The organism is Arthrobacter glycogeni (assembly GCF_054511155.1).
The window spans coordinates 112,300-131,600 of the sequence record NZ_JBTNDE010000001.1; the positions used below are offsets into that span (position 1 = coordinate 112,300).

Annotated in this window: 14 protein-coding genes; 6 read left to right on the top strand and 8 right to left on the bottom strand. The window is 64.0% G+C overall.

All coding sequences use genetic code 11. The annotated features are described in order from the left end of the window. Positions 1 to 100: 100 nt before the first annotated feature. Positions 101 to 4,060, top strand: coding sequence for an FtsK/SpoIIIE domain-containing protein (locus ACX80O_RS00555; RefSeq protein WP_459332155.1), 3,960 nt, complete (start codon positions 101 to 103; stop codon positions 4,058 to 4,060). Between the two features lie 30 nt (positions 4,061 to 4,090). On the opposite strand, the gene ACX80O_RS00560 is transcribed toward ACX80O_RS00555, so the two are convergent. From ACX80O_RS00560 to rfbB, 3 genes are read right to left on the bottom strand one after another with little or no spacing between them, the layout of a single operon-like run. Next, positions 4,091 to 4,546 (bottom strand): hypothetical protein, encoded by a 456-nt coding sequence (locus ACX80O_RS00560; protein WP_459332156.1) that lies wholly within the window; start codon positions 4,544 to 4,546, stop codon positions 4,091 to 4,093. Between the two features lie 55 nt (positions 4,547 to 4,601). After that, a complete protein-coding gene (rfbD, locus tag ACX80O_RS00565) occupies positions 4,602 to 5,996 on the bottom strand; it encodes a dTDP-4-dehydrorhamnose reductase (protein WP_459305560.1) in 1,395 nt (464 codons plus the stop codon). Continuing rightward, positions 5,993 to 6,991 carry a dTDP-glucose 4,6-dehydratase gene (gene rfbB / locus ACX80O_RS00570; protein ID WP_459332157.1) on the bottom strand — a complete coding sequence of 333 codons (999 nt, stop codon included), beginning with the start codon at positions 6,989 to 6,991 and terminating at the stop codon, positions 5,993 to 5,995. Before rfbB ends, rfbD begins: the two co-directional genes overlap by 4 nt. A gap of 79 nt (positions 6,992 to 7,070) precedes the next feature. Between rfbB and rfbA the strand changes: the two genes are divergently transcribed. Beyond that, on the top strand, positions 7,071 to 7,934 hold the full coding sequence (gene rfbA, locus ACX80O_RS00575; protein WP_459305557.1) for a glucose-1-phosphate thymidylyltransferase RfbA: 864 nt from the start codon (positions 7,071 to 7,073) through the stop codon (positions 7,932 to 7,934). 278 nt (positions 7,935 to 8,212) lie between these two features. Then, positions 8,213 to 8,461: a WhiB family transcriptional regulator gene (locus ACX80O_RS00580; protein ID WP_019483052.1), complete on the top strand. Its 249-nt coding sequence runs from the start codon at positions 8,213 to 8,215 to the stop codon at positions 8,459 to 8,461. A gap of 87 nt (positions 8,462 to 8,548) precedes the next feature. On the opposite strand, the gene ACX80O_RS00585 is transcribed toward ACX80O_RS00580, so the two are convergent. From ACX80O_RS00585 to ACX80O_RS00600, 4 genes are read right to left on the bottom strand one after another with little or no spacing between them, the layout of a single operon-like run. Beyond that, on the bottom strand, positions 8,549 to 10,024 hold the full coding sequence (locus tag ACX80O_RS00585) for a sensor histidine kinase (protein WP_459305555.1): 1,476 nt from the start codon (positions 10,022 to 10,024) through the stop codon (positions 8,549 to 8,551). A gap of 12 nt (positions 10,025 to 10,036) precedes the next feature. Then, positions 10,037 to 14,881, bottom strand: a complete 4,845-nt coding sequence (locus ACX80O_RS00590) for an NAD-glutamate dehydrogenase (RefSeq protein WP_459332158.1) — start codon at positions 14,879 to 14,881, stop codon at positions 10,037 to 10,039. Between the two features lie 22 nt (positions 14,882 to 14,903). After that, positions 14,904 to 16,280 (bottom strand): CpaE/TadZ family protein, encoded by a 1,377-nt coding sequence (locus ACX80O_RS00595; RefSeq protein ID WP_459332159.1) that lies wholly within the window; start codon positions 16,278 to 16,280, stop codon positions 14,904 to 14,906. Next, positions 16,277 to 16,936, bottom strand: coding sequence for a CpaB family protein (locus tag ACX80O_RS00600; protein ID WP_459332160.1), 660 nt, complete (start codon positions 16,934 to 16,936; stop codon positions 16,277 to 16,279). The genes ACX80O_RS00595 and ACX80O_RS00600 overlap by 4 nt, the downstream gene beginning before the upstream one ends. Positions 16,937 to 17,164: 228 nt before the next feature. On the opposite strand from ACX80O_RS00600, the gene ACX80O_RS00605 reads away from it, so the two are divergent. Continuing rightward, positions 17,165 to 17,404: a helix-turn-helix domain-containing protein gene (locus ACX80O_RS00605; protein ID WP_459332161.1), complete on the top strand. Its 240-nt coding sequence runs from the start codon at positions 17,165 to 17,167 to the stop codon at positions 17,402 to 17,404. A gap of 5 nt (positions 17,405 to 17,409) precedes the next feature. Here the strand turns inward: ACX80O_RS00605 and ACX80O_RS00610 are convergent, their stop codons facing one another. Further along, positions 17,410 to 17,961, bottom strand: a complete 552-nt coding sequence (locus ACX80O_RS00610; RefSeq protein WP_459305549.1) for a hypothetical protein — start codon at positions 17,959 to 17,961, stop codon at positions 17,410 to 17,412. 152 nt (positions 17,962 to 18,113) lie between these two features. Here ACX80O_RS00610 and ACX80O_RS00615 point away from each other — a divergent pair, with 152 nt between their 5' ends. Next, positions 18,114 to 18,845, top strand: coding sequence for a LysM peptidoglycan-binding domain-containing protein (locus ACX80O_RS00615; RefSeq protein ID WP_459332162.1), 732 nt, complete (start codon positions 18,114 to 18,116; stop codon positions 18,843 to 18,845). A 16-nt stretch (positions 18,846 to 18,861) separates the two neighbouring features. After that, positions 18,862 to 19,299: an Rv3235 family protein gene (locus ACX80O_RS00620; RefSeq protein WP_459332163.1), complete on the top strand. Its 438-nt coding sequence runs from the start codon at positions 18,862 to 18,864 to the stop codon at positions 19,297 to 19,299. The last annotated feature ends 2 nt before the right edge of the window (positions 19,300 to 19,301 follow it).

The following is a 19,301-nucleotide window of genomic DNA, read 5'->3' on the forward strand; positions in this document are numbered from 1 at the left end:
TCTGGGATTGTCCACATTCCCGTTCCCGAAGCAACCCGCAGACCAGCCTGCGGATAGCCTCGGTCGCACAGATAGTAAACCGTCGCCGAAGGATCACCACATGCTGCTTCATCTGACCCTGGTCTGGGCCCCGGGCCTCCCGGTGGGACCTGGACGGCCCGCAGTTGAGCTGGTTGTTGATACCTCCCTCGTCAGTTCACCTCTGGAACTGATAGACACCCTGCAGAGTGACTACGGCCCCGGACAGTACACCGTAGCCGGCGGCCCCCTGGACTCGCTCACCTTCGGCGTGGCGCCGCTGGTGAACGGCTCGGTGATTGTCGCGGGCGGGACCCGGCCCGCAGGGCACCAACGGGCCGCGAGTCGTTTTCTCGGTCTCACCTTCGTTGTCTGCTCAGGACCGGACGCGGGGCAGTTGACGGCACTGCGACGCGGCACGTATTCGCTCGGCCGGTCGGGCACCGACATTGTGCTCGATGATCCCGAGGTCTCCAAGATTCATGCCTTTCTCACAGTTGAAACGAATAGTGTCACCCTTCTCGACAACACCTCAGCCAACGGAACCTGGGTCGACGGCTCGCGGATTAACGCCGCCCGGATCTCTTTCCTGTCCTCCATCCAGGTTGGCGGAAGCCGTTGCCGTGTTGCCTTATTGGAGCAGCCATCGCCTGCCGGCCCGGTTCTGCACCTGACTGATCCCCTCGAGGTGGCGCGGCCAACTCCCCCGCTGGCCACCCCGCCGATGCTGGCTGCGGCACTGTTTCCGCTGGCCCTCGGCATCGGGCTTGCCCTCACCACCGGGACGTGGGGCTATCTGGGGTTCAGCCTGCTGTCAGCGGGGGTCGGCCTGGCACCCCTGGTTACCAGGCGGCGTGCCCGCCGCGATTTCACCGCTGCGGTTGCCCATGCCTCGGAGGAGGACCGCCGCCGGAGGGTGCGCGCGGTTCACGACGCCGGGTCACGGGCGCTGGCCGCCTTCGCGCCGCTAATCGTCGACCCCATCGACCGTTCTGAGGAGGTGGGTCCGCCCAGCTATCTGCGGCTGGGAGAGGGAGCCCAACCCGCCCATCTTGTCCTCAAACCACCGGATCCCACCTGGACCCGCCCGCTCCTGAACGCCGTTCCGGTAATCATCGAGATCGGTACCCGCAGCACTCGATTCCAGCCACCCGAGGTCTGCGTGTCAGGGTCGGGAGCCCAGGTGCTCGGTCTTGCCCGGTCGTTGCTCCTGCAACTCAGCGAGGCTCCGGGTGGCGCAGTCTGTGTGGGGTCGCCCGGCGAGGTGCCTGCCGAGGCCCGTTTCCTGCCGGGCGTCATCCTGGCCGGGACGGTGGCTGCGCTGGGAGGACCTTCCCGCGCAGCCGGCCCGGTAGCAATACTGCTCTTCGGGTCCTTTGCTGAAGTCACTCTGCCGCTGACAGGGTCGACGGGCGTCTTCCGGTTCGGGTGCCGTCCCGCAGGTGAGCTCCCGCCGGACCCGGGAGAGGTACGGCTGGGCGTCGATCTCCGCCGTGGCCGGGCCGAGCTCCGGGGTGCCGGACAGCAGCTCAGCTTCCGACCGGACCTCGTGAGCACCCGATCGTTCAGTCGGATTGCCCGCGCTCTGGGTGGTCGATCTGTTCCTTCGGCGGGCGTGGGTGACTCCGGGAACGATACTGGCTCCCCTGTCCTGGTCGGTCGTGTCAGTCTGACCCAGCTGGTGCCGTCAACGCCCGAGCTCGTGATGCGGGCCTGGGCCCGCCCGGATCCGGGCCTCCGCGCACCAATCGGTCGGGGTCTGAACGGCACGCTGCTATTCGACCTGGTCTCCGACGGCCCCCACCTGGTCATCGCCGGCACCACGGGTTCGGGTAAGTCGGAGCTCCTCCGGACCCTCATCCTGTCCATTGCCCTCCACCACGGTCCCACCGAAGTAAATTTCCTCCTCATTGATTTCAAAGGCGGATCCGCACTGCGGCCCCTCACCGACCTGCCGCATTCAGTGGGTCTGCTGACTGACCTCTCCTCTGCAGCTGTTACCCGGGCCCTCGTATCGCTTCTTGCTGAAGTACGACGGCGGGAGCGCCTCTTCGCCGCGCATCTGGTCAGCGATATTGTCGAGTGGCGGGCCGCCCAGACGCAGGTACTACCTCGTCTCGTGGTGGTCATCGACGAGTTCCGGATGTTGGTAGATGACGTTCCCGATGCTGCGCGGGATTTGATCCGTATCGCGACGCTGGGACGCTCGCTAGGCATCCATCTCGTCATGGCGACCCAGCGTCCGCAGGGAGCACTCGGCCCCGACATCCGGGCCAATGTGACGGCCAGCATTGCTTTGCGGGTTGGGTCCGCCCTCGAGTCGCACGACATCATCGGATCGGCAGCGGCTGCTGCCATCCCCGTTGATGCGCCCGGTCGTGCCTTTCTGAGGTTGGGCACCGGGCCTCCCACCGCGTTTCAGGTGGCATCACCCTACCCCGAGAAGAAGGATGTCGGGATGGATGCGGGCGTCGTCGACCTGGCAGCGCACCTGAGCAGACAGGCGCCGTCCGCCGGTCGCGTGGCCGGCCACAGCAACCCGATGGACGGGACCTGGATGGTTGAACAGTTGGCTGCTGTCGCAGCCCATGCTGCGGCCAGGGAACTCACCGAGCCTCTGCACTACCCGGTCCTTCCACCGCTCCCCGAGACACTACCTCCACCCGAGAGCGCTGTCTGCCCTTCGGGGACGGTCCGACTGGGGCTCCTTGACCTCCCCGAGGAGCAGTCCCAGCGCCCGCTTCTGTGGTGTCCCCAGGAACATTCGCACCTTGCCTTGATCGGTCACCCGGCCGGTGGCACTCCCGACGCCCTGGTGTACCTGGTCGATCAGCTGGTGCGGCGGCTGCCTGACCAGCACCTTTATCTGCTCGACGGCGACGGCAGCCTCAGCTGGGCGGCCGCTGCGCCGCAGGTGGGCGCCTACGTCGGGGCACATGAGCTCAAACGGGCGGCCCGTGTGCTTGCGCGCCTGAACGAGCACATTGCCGTCCGACTCTCCGACGGCCAGGACCACGGTAACCGGTCTCGTGCGGGCCCAGCGGTGACAGTTGTCATTTCTGGGTGGGGGCGCTGGGTGGGCTCGCTTCGAACCAGCCGTTGGGCGTGGGCGGAGGGGCTAGCGCATGATCTTGCTCGTGATGGCGCTCCAGCCGGAACCACGCTACTGATCTCGGGTGCACGTGAGTTGACCACGGGGCAAGTGTTTCCCCTCCTGCCGAACCGCTTGTACTTTCCCCTGGGTGCGGGCCACGAGCTGCTCCTGACGTGGCCCAGGCTGCCGCCGCTTGAGGCGCTCCCGGGGCGCTGCCTGGCTCACGGCCCGATCGGCAGGGCGGCGGGCGCCGTCGGACAGGTGGCGCTGGGACGCGACGAGGCTTCGGGCCCCAGCCCCGTCAGCGTGATGCGGCCAGCGCGGTCCCCGTTCAGGGTTTTACCTCTCCCTGCTGTGGTTTCCGGCTCCGACGTCGCCGGTGCTGCTACGCGCGGCCCACCGTTGCGGGTGCCAATCGGTGTTGGTGGAGACGAGCTGGGCGTAGTGTTTCTGGAGCTGTCCATGCGCTCGGTTTTCCTGGTGATTGGCGGCCCGGGTTCAGGCCGCACCACCCTGATCGGGCGAATTGCGGCGGCTGCCCCGATCGGCATGGTCTGTTTACGCCCGGGGCCGGGGGCCAACCCTGACGCCTACTGGAAGGATCTAGGGGGCGCGGGTTCCGTTGGCGTGCCACCAGCCGACTCCGTGCTGCTGGTGGACGACGCCGACCAGCTCTCCGTGGAAGCCCAGCGCTATCTCAACGAATTGTTCACGGCGGGCCACCGCCTCGTCCTTACCGCACTGGCTAGCCCGTCGATCCAGACGAAGGTCCCATTGGCGGCTCATGCCCGGTCGGCCCGGACGGGAATGGTCCTCGCCCCACACCAGCCAACCGACGGCGAGTTTTTCGGCGTTCGACTGGACTGCGACGCCCTGCCCCACCCTGGCCGCGGGTTCCTGATTCATGCTGGCGAGCCGCTTGAGCTGCAGGTTGCGGTTGGGGTCTAGCCCGGTCCAGTCCAGGGGCTCGGTGCCCGGCTATAGCACTGACGCACTGTCAGCGGTGCGTGAGGTGTGGGCAAGGACCGGCTTCGTAAAGAGGAGCAGCACCGCTGCCGCAGCGGGCAGCAGTAAGGCTAGACCCACCCCGATGATGCCAGCCGCCAACGTGGGCACAGCGATCACTATCATGAACAGTTGGAACACCAGGACCGCCGAACGGGTCCAGCGGTACCCAGCGAGGAGCTTGTACCCGACGGCAAGCAGCCAGAACGCCAACACCACCAGGAAAACCATGGTGAAAATGGCCCCACCCAGCGAAGTGGGGGTGCTGTTCAGCAGGCCGAAGAGATACCATCCTGCTGCGGCGAGCAGGCCGAGAGCTTCGAGCAGCAGAATTGCCGCGATGACCACGGCCCCTACCGGCCGGTGACCGCCGGTCACCGGCTCCGGTGCCGGGCGGCTCGTGGTGGGGGTCACTGGCTCAGCGCCCATTCGGTCTGGTTTGGTTCGTCGAGCCGGGCCTGCTGCATCACACCATCCGTTCCGCTTAGTCGCTTGCCTGGACCAGGTACTGCGCGAGAGCGTCCTTCCAGTCTCTCGCCCGAAACCCGGATGACTCCAGTTTAGTCAGATCGAGCACGCTGTTGTCCGGCCGGGGGGCGGCCGTCCGACCCCTGAAGTAGTCAGCGGCTGACACGTCAACGATCAAGCCTGGATCCTTCCCCTCCCGTTCGTAAACGGCGCGGGCGAGGTCCGCCCAGGTGGTGGGAGTTCCTGAGTTAGTCACGTTGTAGGTTCCGAATGACGCTCTGGATTCGAGGAGATGGAGGATCGCCGCTGCCAGGTCGTCGGCAAGAGTGAGGCGCCCTGTTTGATCCTTGACTACGGTAGCGGAAATGTCCCGGGCGGCCAGGGACGCCATGGTCGCGACGAAGTTCTTCCCCTCACCAATCACCCAGCTGGTGCGAATGAGGTAGAAACGACCAGCAGCAGTTTGCACCGCCAGGTCGCCAGCCGCTTTGGACTGGCCGTACACGCCAAGCGGGCTGAGCTGTGCACCCTCTGCATAGGGAGCCTCTGCGCCGTCGAAAACGTAGTCGGTGGAGACATGCACCAAGGTGATCCGATGCGCTGCCGCGATCTCCGCCAACCGCGCTGGCCCGGCGGCGTTGACGGCCCAGGCCTGTCGACGACCGGCTGTGGTCTCCGCGCGGTCAACATCTGTGTACGCGGCAGCGTTAATGATGACCGAGCAGCGGCTCCAGTCCCTGCGGTACGAAGCGTCGTCGGTCAGGTCAAAGGTCTGGCGGGTAGCAAATTCGGCGTCGGGCAGGGCAGTTCGGAGGGCGCGACCAAGTTGACCGTCGGCGCCCAGCACCAGAACGGTGGGCGGCGGCATGGGTGCAACTCTCCCGAGTCCGGGGTGGTCTCGATCCTTTGCTGACACCTCGGCCTCTTCAAGGGGAATCGGCCAGGCAATGTTCAGCGTCTCGTCGGCCAGGTTCACCAGCACATACTGGTCCGTGGCATGGGGGCTCCAATGATCGTTCACCAGATAGCTGTAGACGGTCCCGGGGTCGAGTGTCTGGAACGCATTGCCCACGCCACGCGGTACGAAGACCGCCTGCCCCACATCGAGTTCGGCGGAGAATACCGCACCAAATCCCGCACCCTCCCGGAGGTCGACCCACGCCCCGAACACCCTTCCGGACGCCACGGTGATGTATTTGTCCCACGGTTCGGCGTGGATCCCGCGGGTGGTGCCAACCGCCGAGTTGAAGGAAATATTGTGCTGCACCGGACCGAAATCGGGCAGGCCAATCCTGACCATCTTCTCCCGCTGCCAGTTCTCCTTGAACCAGCCGCGGGCGTCCCCATGCACGGGCAACGAAACGAGTAGGAGACCTGGAATGGGCGTGCTGTCGATCCGCGGATCGCTCATTGGCCTGCGGCCCCGTAAAGGGCCTCCACTGCCTCTTTCCCCGGTGTCCACCACGCCGCATGATCCCTGTACCACTCGACCGTGTCAGCGAGACCCGCCTCAAGATCGACGAACCGGGGAGTCCAGCCCAGCTCGGATCGAATCCTTGATGAATCAATCGCGTACCGACGATCGTGTCCCACCCGATCGCGGACCAGGTCGAAAGCCGTCTCCGGCTGGCCCAGCAGCGTAAGCAGAATCCGCATGATGTCGATATTGCTTCGCTCACCGTCGGCCCCAACGAGATAGGTCTCGCCGATTTCCCCGCGCTCGATGACTGCGAGCACCGCTGACGAATGGTCTTCAGTGTGGATCCAGTCCCGGATGTTCTGCCCATCCCCGTACAACCGGGGGCGCCGCCCGGTCAGGACATTGGTGATCTGTCGTGGGATGAACTTCTCGATGTGTTGGTACGGGCCGTAGTTGTTTGAACAATTACTGATCGTGGCACGCACCCCAAAGGATCTCACCCAGGCCCGCACCAGCAGGTCCGACCCCGCTTTGGTCGACGAGTAGGGGCTGGACGGATTGTAGGCGGTTGTCTCGGTGAACCGGCTGGGGTCATCCAGTTCCAGGTCGCCATACACCTCGTCGGTCGAGACATGATGGAAGCGGGTTCCATGTTTCCGGACTGCTTCCAGCAGCGTGTAGGTGCCAACGATGTTGCTCTGCAGAAAAGGACCCGGGTCTCTTAGTGAGTTGTCATTGTGAGTCTCTGCAGCAAAATGCACTACCAGGTCGTGGTCCCCAACGAACCGATCGACCAGTGAAGCATCGACAATATCCCCCCTGACGATCGACACTCGCTGTGGGTCAAGTCCCTCCAGCGCTGAATGACTGCCCGCGTAGGTCAGCTTGTCAAGAACGGTGACCGAGTCATCGGTCTCCGACAGGAGGTGGCGGACAAAGTTGGACCCTATAAAACCGGCGCCCCCGGTCACCAATGATCTGCGCATAGGGATAATGTATCCGCAAGCCGCGCCGATATCCTAGGAATCGGCGCCAACCCGATCCCGCTGCGGTTACCATACGGTGATGAAGGGAATCATTCTGGCAGGCGGCACAGGATCACGGCTTCACCCCATCACGCTGGGGGTCAGCAAGCAACTGGTCCCCGTCTACGACAAGCCGATGATTTACTACCCACTCTCGACGCTGATCCTCGCCGGAATCCACGACATCCTCGTGGTGACCACCCCCCACGATGCCGAACATTTCAAGAACCTACTCGGCGACGGCTCAAGGTTCGGCATCTCTCTGACCTACGTCCAGCAACCCCGGCCCGACGGACTGGCGCAGGCGTTCATCCTTGGCGCGGATCATGTTGGGTCGGAATCAGTGGCGCTGGTGCTCGGCGACAATATTTTTTACGGTCCGGGCATGGGTACCCAACTCAAGCGGTTCAAAGACATCGACGGCGGCGCGGTCTTCGGCTATTGGGTCGCAAACCCTTCGGCGTATGGCGTCATCGAGTTCGACGACGATCGGCGTGCCGTGTCACTCGAGGAAAAACCCCTACACCCCAAGAGCAACTACGCGGTTCCCGGCCTGTACTTCTACGACAACTCGGTGCTGGACATTGCTGCGTCGCTTCGGCCGTCCGCCCGGGGGGAACTCGAGATCACCGATGTGAACATGGAGTACCTCTCGCGCGGCAAATTGCACGTCGAGATTCTGCCCCGGGGGACCGCCTGGCTGGATACGGGGACCTTCGATTCCCTGACCGACGCATCGGATTTCATCCGTACCGTGCAAAAGCGCCAAGGGTTGTCCATCGGCTGCCCTGAGGAAATTGCCTGGCGGCAAGGATTCCTCTCCGATGAGCAACTGAAGGATTGCGCCGTACCCTACCTGAAGAGCGGCTACGGGCAGTATCTGCTCGGCCTGCTGGAATCCTGACCGAAGGGATCAACCGTCGTCGGTCTTGACACATTGCAGGGCACCCGACATCGTCACAAATAACAGCCGTGCAGCACAAATGACGCTCCAGAAGCTCAACCCTGTGACGCATAACTCACCGCATCGCACAATCTACAGCTTGTTACCTCTTGTTTGCACGCATTTAACGTGACAGCCTTGAGGAAGAAGACATCGGGGGCCGTACGGGCCCCTTTACTATGTGGCCGTTCGTGAATGTTTTCACAATCGCGGCGGGCCGAAGGAGAAAGTGATCATACATGGATTGGCGTAGCCGCGCTGCATGCCTGGACAAAGACCCGGAGCTGTTTTTCCCGGTCGGGAATACCGGGCCTGCCCTTCTTCAGATCGAGGAAGCCAAAAGCGTCTGCCGTCGCTGCCAGGTGGTTGACACCTGCCTTCAGTGGGCAATCGAATCAGGCCAGGACGCCGGGGTGTGGGGCGGTTTGAGCGAAGATGAACGCCGTGCTCTCAAGCGCCGCGCCGCACGCGCACGTCGTGCTTCCTAGCTGAGCCCCCAGGCACCGGGCCCCTCCGGCATCGCCCGGCTCACAGACTAATCCAGCGGATCGCTGCCCCCGGGTGGCGATCCGCTGCTATGAGCGGTTGTCGTGCAGTCCCAACTCGATGGTGACCGCCGTGCCGCCGCCATCGCGGGGAGCCCACTCGATGGTTCCATCCAACTCGCTGGTCACCAGGGTCCTGACGATCTGGAGTCCCAGGCCCTCCTTGTGGTTTCCGGCGGGCAGCCCCACGCCGTCGTCGGCCACAGTCACGTTGAGGATCTCATCGCCGTCGTCACCCATTCGCCGATTGGCGAGGAGCCACACGGTCCCTGTTCGCTCCGACAACCCATGCTCGACGGCGTTGGTCACCAGCTCATTGATGACCAGGGCCAGCGGTGTAGCGAAGTCGCTGGGCAGTTCGCCGAAGGACCCTGCGCGTTCGGTGCGCACCACGTGCGTCGGCGACGCCACTTCTGCCGACAGGCGGAACTGCCGGGCAATGAGCTCGTCAAAATCGACGCTCTGCGACAGGCCCTGCGACAGGGTTTCATGCACGAGAGCTATCGTGCCGACCCGGCGCATAGCCTGCTCCAGGCCCTGCTTGGCTTCGTCGCTCACCATGCGGCGCGACTGCATCCGCAGCAACGCAGCAACAGTCTGCAGGTTGTTCTTCACCCGATGATGGATCTCGCGGATGGTGGCGTCCTTGGACACCAGCTCCATTTCCCTGCGCCGAAGTTCAGAGACGTCACGACACAGCACCAGCGCCCCGAATCGATCCTTTTCATCGCGCAGCGGGATGGCACGCAGGGAAAGACTGACACCCCGGGATTCGATTTCCGTCCGCCAGGGCATCCTGCCGGTGACCACCAGTGGGAGCGTCTCGTCGACCATCCGCCGATCAGTGAGCAACGAGGTAACCACCTCAGCGAGGGATCTCCCCTCCAGCGTTTCAACGTCGCCAAGCCGCCTGAACGCCGACACGCCGTTGGGGCTCGCATACTGGATCACGCCTTCAACATCCAGCCGGATCAATCCATCGCCAACCCGGGGCGCCCCGCGGCGGGAACCCGTCGGGGTAGCGAAATCCGGCCACAGCCCCAGCGTACCCATTCGAAGAAGGTCATGCGCGCACTGGCGATAGGTCAGCTCCAGCCGGGAGGGCATCCGCGAGCTGGACAGATCCATGTGGGACGTGACCACGGCGAGGGTCCGGCCGTTGCGCACCATCGGAACGGCTTCCACACGCATGGCCATTTCGGTGGTCCAGTTCGTGTCCCCCGAGCGCTCCATCTGCTGGCTACCCCACGCCTTGTCGACGAGCGGAAGCAGGTCGGCTCTGATCTGCTCCCCCACAAAGTCGGTATGGAAAACAGTGTGGGAGGTGGACGGCCGGGCGTGGGCCAAGGCCACATAGCCGCCGTCGTCAAGAGGAAACCACAGCGCCAGGTCGGCGAACGCCAGGTCGGCGACCATCTGCCAGTCCCCTACCAGAAGATGCAGCCACTCCGCGTCGCCCGGCCTGAAATGGGCATACTCCCGGATCGGATCGGTGAAAATTGCCACGTGCTTCCCGCCCTACCGTCGCACAATAGACCGGAGGAGCCGGAGTGCAACCGACAGGGATGCCATGTCGTCGCGTTCCAGGCGGTTGACCTCGATGAACATGTGCCGGGCGCGCTCAAGCATTTCTGCGTTTTGCTGCTCCCAGGCGTGCAGCCGGTCCCCCGCCTCGGCACCCACCATGGTGGACGAGGCCTTCATCACCGACACCGTCATATCGGCGATAGTCGAGTACAGGTCATCACGCAGCGCAGCCCGGGCAAGCGCCTGCCACCTGTCCCTGCGCGGGAGGGTGGTGATCCGTTCCAACAGGTTGTCCACTGCGAACCGGTCGTAGACGGCGTAGTAGACCACGGCGATGCGCTCGACAGGTTCGTTGATCTGCTGGGTGATCAACGCGATGTCCAGCAGCCCGAACGACTCAAACTGTTCAGCCCAGTGGCGCGCGATATCGTCGGGCAGACCCCACTCCTCGGCACGGGCAAACCATTGCTGGACACGTTCCCTGTCACTGCCGCGGACGTAGTCCACCAGGTGGGTGCGCAGGGGATCCATCAACGGTTTGAACGTCGCGACGTCCTCAGCCACTGAGGTTCCCTGGCCAACATTGTTGACGAACCAGCGGACTGCCCGGTCCAGGAGCCGGCGCATATCTAGGTGGACCGCTGACCACCGATCGGTGGGGAAACTCGCGGGGAGCTCGCCCAGCGCTGCCACCAGTTCGTCGAGGTCGTAGATTTCCCGTAACGCGACAAACGCCCGGGCAATCACCGGCCCCGTAACCGATGTTTCCTCCATGACCCGGAAGGCGAAGGTGATGCCGCCCATGTTGATCATGTCGTTGGCGATCACCGTCGAGATGATTTCCCGACGCAGCGGGTGGGTGTCGAGCTGGCTGTCGAAGCGTTCGGCCAGTTGCCGCGGGAAATACTCCCTGAGGGTCTTGCCAAACCACGGGTCGTCGGTCAGGTCACTGCTGGTCAGGGCCTTCGTCAGTTCGATCTTGACGTAGGCCGCCAAGACTGACAGTTCAGGCGAGGTAAGTCCCTGGCCGGACTCGACCCGGGCCCGCAGCTCCTCCGTGGTGGGCAGCGCTTCGAGCTCCCGGTTCAGGTCGGCATTGGTCTCGAGCCAGTCCATCAGCCGTTCAAAACTGGGACTCCATTCGAGCACACGGCGACGATCGTTCAGGAGCAGGACGTTCTGGTCGACGTTGTCCTTCAGGACCAGCCGGCCCACCTCGTCAGTCATCGAGTGCAGGAACCCGGCACGTTCCCCGGCGGGCAGCGCCCCGGTTGTGACCATCCGGTCAACGAAGATCTTGATGTTTACCTCGTGGTCGGAACAGTCGACGCCAGCCGAATTGTCGATCGCATCGGTATTGAGGATGACACCGCCAAGGGCTGCCTCGATCCGGCCCAGCTGGGTCATCCCGAGGTTTCCGCCTTCGCCGACCACCTTGGCGCGCAGTTGGTTACCGTTGACCCGGATGGCGTCGTTAGCCTTGTCCCCCACCTCCGCATGGGTCTCCGAAGACGCCTTGACGTAGGTGCCGATGCCACCGTTGTAGAGCAGATCCACCGGCGCGGAAAGGATGGCGCGGAGCAGTTCGGGTGGGCTCAGGGTGGTGACACCCTCGGCGAGGCCAAGGGCCATGCGAACCTGCACTGAGATCGGGACGGTCTTCGCCTGCCGCGGGTAGATTCCGCCGCCCGCACTGATCAGGGAGGCGTCGTAGTCTTCCCAGCTCGATCGTGGCAGGTCGAACAACCGGCGCCGCTCGGCGTAGGACGCCCCCGCCTCGGGGGTCGGATCGAGGAAGATATGCCGGTGGTCGAACGCCGCGACGAGACGAATGTGTTCGGACAACAGCATCCCGTTACCGAAGACGTCGCCGCTCATATCGCCGACGCCCACCACAGTGAAGTCCTCGGACTGCGTGTCGACGCCGAACTCGCTGAAGTGCCGCTTCACCGATTCCCAGGCGCCGCGGGCGGTGATGCCCATCGCCTTGTGGTCGTAGCCCACCGAGCCTCCGGAGGCGAACGCATCCCCCAACCAGAATCCATATTCGGCTGAGAGTTCGTTCGCAATGTCCGAGAATGCTGCCGTGCCCTTGTCGGCGGCCACCACCAGGTAGCTATCATCACCATCGTGACGCACCACCCGGGGCGGCGGAACGACCGTTTCGCCGTCGTCGCCGGTCACCAGATTGTCGGTGATGTCGAGCAGCGCCCTGATAAAGGTGCGATAACTCGCCTGCCCCTCGGCCAACCAGGCAGCACGGTCCACCACGGGATTGGGCAGTTGTTTGGCGAAGAAGCCGCCCTTCGCACCCGTCGGAACGATGACAGCGTTCTTGACCGTCTGCGCCTTGACGAGACCGAGCACTTCGGTTCGGAAATCTTCCCGACGGTCCGACCAGCGGAGCCCTCCACGGGCAACCTTGCCGAACCGCAAGTGGACACCTTCGACCTGCGGTGAGTACACCCAGATTTCGTACTTGGGACGCGGGTGGGGGGCTCCGTCGATGGCTGACGTGTCGAACTTGAAACTCACATGACGCTTGTCCTGGAAGAAGTTGGTCCTGAGCGTCGCGCCGATCAGGTTACCGAAGGTGCGCAGCACCCGATCGGCGTCGAGAGTCGGGACTTCTTCCAGCCCGGCCTCCACTGCTTGCCGTGCACCGTCGGTGCGGGAGACGCGGTCCTCGTCGCCTAGGTCCGGGTCAAACCGTGCCTCGAAAAGCATTACCAGGGCGCGGGCGACCGCGGCGTTAGCCAGCAGCGTGTCGGCGACGAACCCGTAGGAGTTGGTGTTGCCCATCTGCCGCATGTACTTGGCGTAGCTGCGCAGAATCACTACCTGGCGCCACCGCAGGTTCTCACGGAGCACCAACCGGTCGAAGGGATCAGATTCTGAGGACCCGGCCACCGCGGCGGCGAACGATTCCTCCAACAGGCGTCCGGTGCTCACCGGGTCAATACCGGCCGGGTATTTGAGGCCCAGGTCGTAGAGGAAAAACTCCTTGCCATCGGACCGCTCGATCTCGAAGGGTCGTTCGTCAAGCACCTCCAGCCCAAGGTTGTGCAGGAAAGGGAGGATCTGGCTTAGACTTTTGGGCTCGGTCAGGTAGAGCTTCAGTCGGGCGTCCTCTTCCAGGTGCTCGCCAGCACCCTCCGGCACGTAGACGTGCATGACCGGAGCCGTCGGGGAATTCTTTTCGCAGCGCTCAAACCGTTCAATATCCTTGAGCGCATCCTCGACCTCGTAGTCGACCCGGTAGCTGGCGGGAAACGCTTCAGCCCATAGGCCGGATACGGCTTCGGCAGTCTGCCGATCGAATCGGCTGCGCACCACCTCATCGATACCTTCGGACCACGATCGGGCAGCACCGACGAGGCGCTGTTCAAGCTCGGCAGGTTCCACCTGGGCCACCTCCACGCCCCGGGGCAGCCGGATGCGGAAGAACAGTCGCGCGAGAGCCGACTCGCTGATTCTCGCCTCGTAGTCGATCGACTCGGCTTTGAAGGTCTGCCTGAGTTCCTGCTCAATCCGAAGCCGCACCCCGGTGGTGTAGCGGTCGCGGGGAAGAAAGACGAGTGCTGACATGAAGCGGCCGTAAATGTCTGGTCGCAGGAACAGCCGCGTCCGGCGTCGCTCCTGGAGCCGCAGGATGCCCATGGCTGTGGTAATCAGGTCCTGGACCTCGATCTGGAACAGTTCGTCGCGGGGGTAGGTCTCAAGGATGGACAGCAGGTCCTTACCCGAATGCGAGTCGGAGGGGAATCCGCACTGCAGCAGGACGGCGTTGACCTTGTCGCGCACAATGGGGACTCCCCGCACCGAGCCCGTGTAGGCGCTCGTCGCAAACAACCCGATGAACCGCCGCTCCCCGTTGACGTCTCCTTGCGCGTCGAAACGTTTCACGCCAATGTAGTCGAGGTAAGCCGCACGGTGAACCGTCGATCTGGAGTTTGCCTTGGTGATGACGAGGGCACGCTTCTCGCGGGCCTTGGCCTTCCCTGCACTGGTCAGCTGCTGGACCTGGCGACCGCCCACTGGGTGCCGCAACAGGCCAAGGCCGTTTCCGTCAGCAATTCTGAGCACATCCTGGCCGTCGTCGTCGGTCACCAGGTCGTATTCCTTGAACCCGAGGAAGGTGAAATTGCCTGCGTCAAGCCAGGTCAGCAACTCGCGCGCCTGGTCAAGATCCGGGATCTCGGCACTGCCCGGAACCGTGTCTAGGGACGCCGCGATTTCCCTGACCTTGCTGCGCATGGCCGGCCAATCCTCCACGGCGGCGCGGACGTCGCTGAGAATGCTGCTCAGTCCCGCGATGATCTCCTGGCGCCGGGTGTCGTCGAGGATCCGTCCAACCTCGACGGCGATCCAGGACTCGATGTGGGTTGCCACGTCCCCGTCGGCGATGAGATGGGAGATGTTGGGGAGGGCCGCCGTGTCGCCACTTGACACCCCTGCGGTGGACGGCACCCGCCGCAGTTTGTGAAGCGCAGCGCTCTCCCGGTCGCGGGTGGCGATAAAGGTGGGGTGCATGACGAGGCGGATCGCCACCTGATGGCGGACGAGTTCGGCAGTCACCGAGTCCACCAGGAAGGGCATGTCATCGGTGACGATCATGATGACACTGGCATCGGACTGATCGAAGATGTCGACTGCTGCCTCGCCGGACGGGCGGTTTTCGGCGAGCCCGCGATGCCTCAAAGCACGCTCTTCGAGCGCTTCAGCGGTATGTGCCTTGGCGTCCTCTTCAGCGAGATGTTCATAATAGTGACTGATGAACTCACCGGTTGAAGTGTCGGAACTTGACTGGTCCGTCGTGCTGGATCCAGACGACATGAAAACGCCTCCATAAACGAAATTAAAGGCCGCTCCCTTGCGGCCCTTTACCCATGAGCCTAACGCCGTTGCGGGAAAACTTCACTTCGTTGTGGACTGCTCCAACGCGGCCGCGCCGCGATTGTTCAATCGGTACACCGGCCAGTGCCGCGATGGCGGTGCGTAGTGGTGAACGGGGCGCTGTTTCCAGTAGCACTGATCCTCCGAGCAGCGCCGAATCAGCGGCGGTGAAGTCCGCGGGCAGGAAAGCCTCGACTGGCTGGGACGGACCAAACCGGTCCCACGCTTCACGGAGCTGCCGCTCGGGTCCGCGCCCGACCGCCGCCGCCCGTACCTTGTTCAGGACTACCCGTGGTGTGGCTGCTGGAAGGGCTGCCTCAAGGTCGGCGAGCGCTCGGATCAGACGGGGCATTCCGACGGCGTCGGCGGCCCCTACAGCGAAAACCGTGTCTGCCGCGTCCAGACAATACAGGGTTGCAGCGTTCCGGCGCGGGGCTACCGTGTCAAAGCTCAGCTCCTCATCGGCTTCAAGGCAAAATCCACAATCAACGATTGTCATGTCGACGAGTTGGCGGGACAGCTCAAGGACTCGGGTCAGGGCCGCGGGCCGCAGTTCGGTCCACCGGTCGGCTCGGGTCACCCCGGTCAGGACGCCCAGGCGGGAGCCCCTCACCGCGACCCGGGTGATACTGCGGTGGAGCCCAGCTAGGTCGAGGGAACCCTGGTCGGCTAGCCGACAGGCATGAGCCAGTCCGGCCGACTCATCAAGGAGGCCCAGGAACGCCGCGACGCTGGCGCCGTAGGTGTCGGCGTCGATGAGCAGCACCGACCGACCATTGGCTGCAAGTTCAGCGGCGAGATTCACTGCCACGGTGGTCCGTCCCGGCGAGCCAGTCGGCCCCCAGACCGCGGTAATCTCCCCGGCCCCGGGGGACAGCTGACCTGCGTCGCCGGGTTCGGCCGGGTCCACCAATCCAGCGTCGAGCGCCACTGCGGGGTCGGCATATCCGGCCCCTCCCACGGCGGGGTTCAGTGAGAGACGTCGCCGCTCCGCGGCCAACTCCACGGCTGCTTCGACAATTGACGCGAGGGTGGCCGCATCGACGTCGACTACTGTGTAGCGAACGCCGAGCGCGTCGAGACGCTGCCGGTTCTCGTCGTCGTTCACCAGGGCCACCACTGCGACGTCGGCGGTCCTGAACCGTTCGATCAGGGCGGCCGTGAGTTCCCCGGCATCCGCTGAGACGATGGCGGCGCGGGCGAGTCCCGTTTGGCATACCGCAATCACCTCGGCGAGGTCGGCGCACCAGCGAACCACTGTGACAGGCCCCCTCAGCCTTTCCAGCCTCGTGATGCAGTCGCGGGCCGCTTGCCCGCCGGTCACCACGGGAAGGCTCACGCGGAGCCGCCGGGGTTGAGGACAATGGCAATCCTCGCCTCGTTCAGCAGCGCATCCAGGAGTTCGGGTAACCGTTCGTCGCCGACCAGAACGTGGACCAAGGTTGACCCGCTGCCCCCGCCCAACGCCGATTCGGACATCCTGAGTTCGGATATCTCGGCCGCTTCGAGTAGCTGAGTGGGAGGCTCGAAGGTACCATCCTCGCCCTCAAGGGAAACCCAGACATCGACCCGCGAACCGGTGGTGGTGCCGGTGGGCAGGGGGTCGTCCACGGCAAGACCGATCGGTTTGCGGTTCAGCGCATCCGCAGCGCCAAGCGAGGCCCGGGGCACCAGTTCACCCGCCCGCAGCAGATTGATAGCCACCAGATTCTCCGGAATACCTTCAGCGACACGCAGATAGGCCGGTTGGAGGTCGCCGAGCCGGACAGCGACGATGGTGAGGTTTTCGGGTGTAACCCCGCTCCCGATGGGGATCTCTGCCCGGGCCGCATAGACGTCAGTGGTTTGGTCGGCGTTCCCGACGAGCGCCGTCACCGCCGCGATCGATGCAAAGACGAGCAACAACCCCACCAGAAGCCGTGGGTCCTTCCACGAGGGCTTTCTGAGCCGCACCGGTGGCTCGTCTTTCCCCGGGGTGGCAGCCAATGAACTCATGCGGCCTCCTACAGACTCCACGGCCGCCCAACCGTCACGAGCCGTGAATAGTTTTGATGTGGCTCTGCAATTCTCGTTCACCACAGCGCCAAATGACATCCCTGCCAACCAAATGGCCCCTAACCTGTGGATAATTCGGATAAACCCCATCGGATAATGGCAAGATTGGAAGGGATGATCCGGTAGACGAACAGGTTCTGCGGACAGTGGAACGGAAGGCGGAAGAACGTGGCCGATAAACGGTTCCTGACCCTCGCAGATGTCGGCGAGGTACTCAACATTTCGTCGTCGCAGACGTACGCTCTGGTCCGGTCCGGTGAATTGCCGGCGATCCAGATTGGGGGCCGCGGACAGTGGCGGGTGGAGTCGCAGGTCCTCGAGGAGTTCATTGCCCGAGCCTACGAGAAGTCGGCTGCCGCGGTCCGGGATGGGTCCGTCGGCGCCGCACGGGAGACCAGCAGTCCCTAGGATGTTCAGGACCGGGAGAGCACCGCCTCCACACCGGCAAAAGGAATCAGCACCACTCCGGCAACGTTGCGGGGCCGTCGCTGTTCTCCCAACGGCACCGATGCGACCTCGAGGAAGTCTTTTCCGACCCGGTCAACCGTGCCGTCAATCCGGGCGCCGTTGTCAGCCAGTTGGATAGTGAGCAGGGTCCGGTTCCTGCCGAACACACGAAAGACCGACCCCAGCCCGAGCCTGGTCGTCACCACCGAATGGTCGGCGGCCGCCCGGCGCCCCACGCCCTCAATGGCTCTCAGAGCGTCAAGCGGGATGAGAGCCGCACCTAGCCCGATTTCCAGCACCAGCCACTCCGATCCCATCTGGCGCAGACTTCCGGTAAAGGTTGCTCCACTTCGCACCCGGACCCGGAGCGCGGCTCCCTCTTGTCCCCTCAGCCGGTCCAGCAGAGTCACTGCCGCAAGCTCCAGCCGTGATTGCTCGGCGATCCGACTCTCCGCAGCCAGCAGGTCTGCCGCGGCAAACTGCGCCTCGAGGTCTTCGAACAAAGCATCCCATCGCACCGCGCCAGCCTAAACGCGTGCCGACTACCGGTCAAGGTATAGACATCAAAGAGACCCCTGGTCTATAAAGAAACTCTAAAGAGCTTAAAATGCATCAAATGGTCTATATCGCGTCAAACTGAACCTTCGACAATCCGCCCATTGGAGAGGCTATGAACGGCTTACACGCAACATCGTTGGCAGTGTTGATAGGCCTGCTCGGAATCCTGCTCCTCGTATCCGGCCAGTTGATCCTGGCCAGCGCTGGCCCACTCACCGGCTATCAGCGGATGGAGGGACTGCTTGGTTTGGCAGCCTCGGCGGCAGGCATCGCTGTAGTCGGCTGGTGGTCGATTGCCTTGGCGCTAGCCTTCATTAGCGAAGTGCTCGATCGGATGGGCCAGCAACGGGCCGCCCGGTGGATGGGAATCCTCACCCCCGTATTCATGAAACGGCTAGCCGCGGCAGTCGTGGGGCTCCAACTCGTCGGCGGGGTCCCGGCAGCGACGGCCCACGGAATGTCCGGCCACCCGGCCATCGCCGTGTCTCAGCCGGCCCCCGATGACGCCACGGGCGCTTCGGAAGCAAAACCGGATCAGGACCCAACAGCGGTTAGCCCTCAGTGGAAACCTGTCCCGGGTCCTGTTGACGGCAGACCGCTACTCGGCCCCGAAAGCCGGCCCGCCGCCAGCCCTCCCACTGATACAAGTCCAGCGCTGGTGGTGGTGACCCCGGGCGATTCGCTGTGGACTATCGCGGCTCAACACCTTGGGCCGTTTGCCACCGACGTCGAGATCGCTGCGGCGTGGCCTCACTGGCACCGCGAAAACCGCCAGACTATCGGCGACGACCCCCACCTGCTGCTTCCCGGCCAGGTGCTGCGGGTACCTCCCTCTATCCGGTGACGCCGCGAGGATCATCATGACCATCCAAATCCAGCTCCCCCGCCCGACCCCTGTCGCGGACGGCCCAGCTGGGAATCCGCCCACTGAGCAAGCGGCTACTACTGCCCAGGTGCAACGGATTGTCCGCGCGGTGGTGCAAGCGTCGCTGGAGGTGCTCGGAGGATCCCGTCCTCTACAGCAAATGGCTGACTGGTTGGACCCTCCCAGTTATGAACGGCTCCACCTTCGCGCCAACCTCACCCGCAGTCTGAACCGCGGGACGTCGACCAGCAGCCACCCCGACCGTCTGTTGCATCGCAACGTTTCAGTACTCTCAGTCCGGACCTGCCGCGTGAGCGCACAAGTGTACGAGGCTTCTGCAGTGACCTGTGAAAACCATAGAGCCCGCGCCGTCGCTCTCAGATTGGAGCATCGGCGCGGGCACTGGAAGGTCACCGCATTGGAAATTGGCTAGAA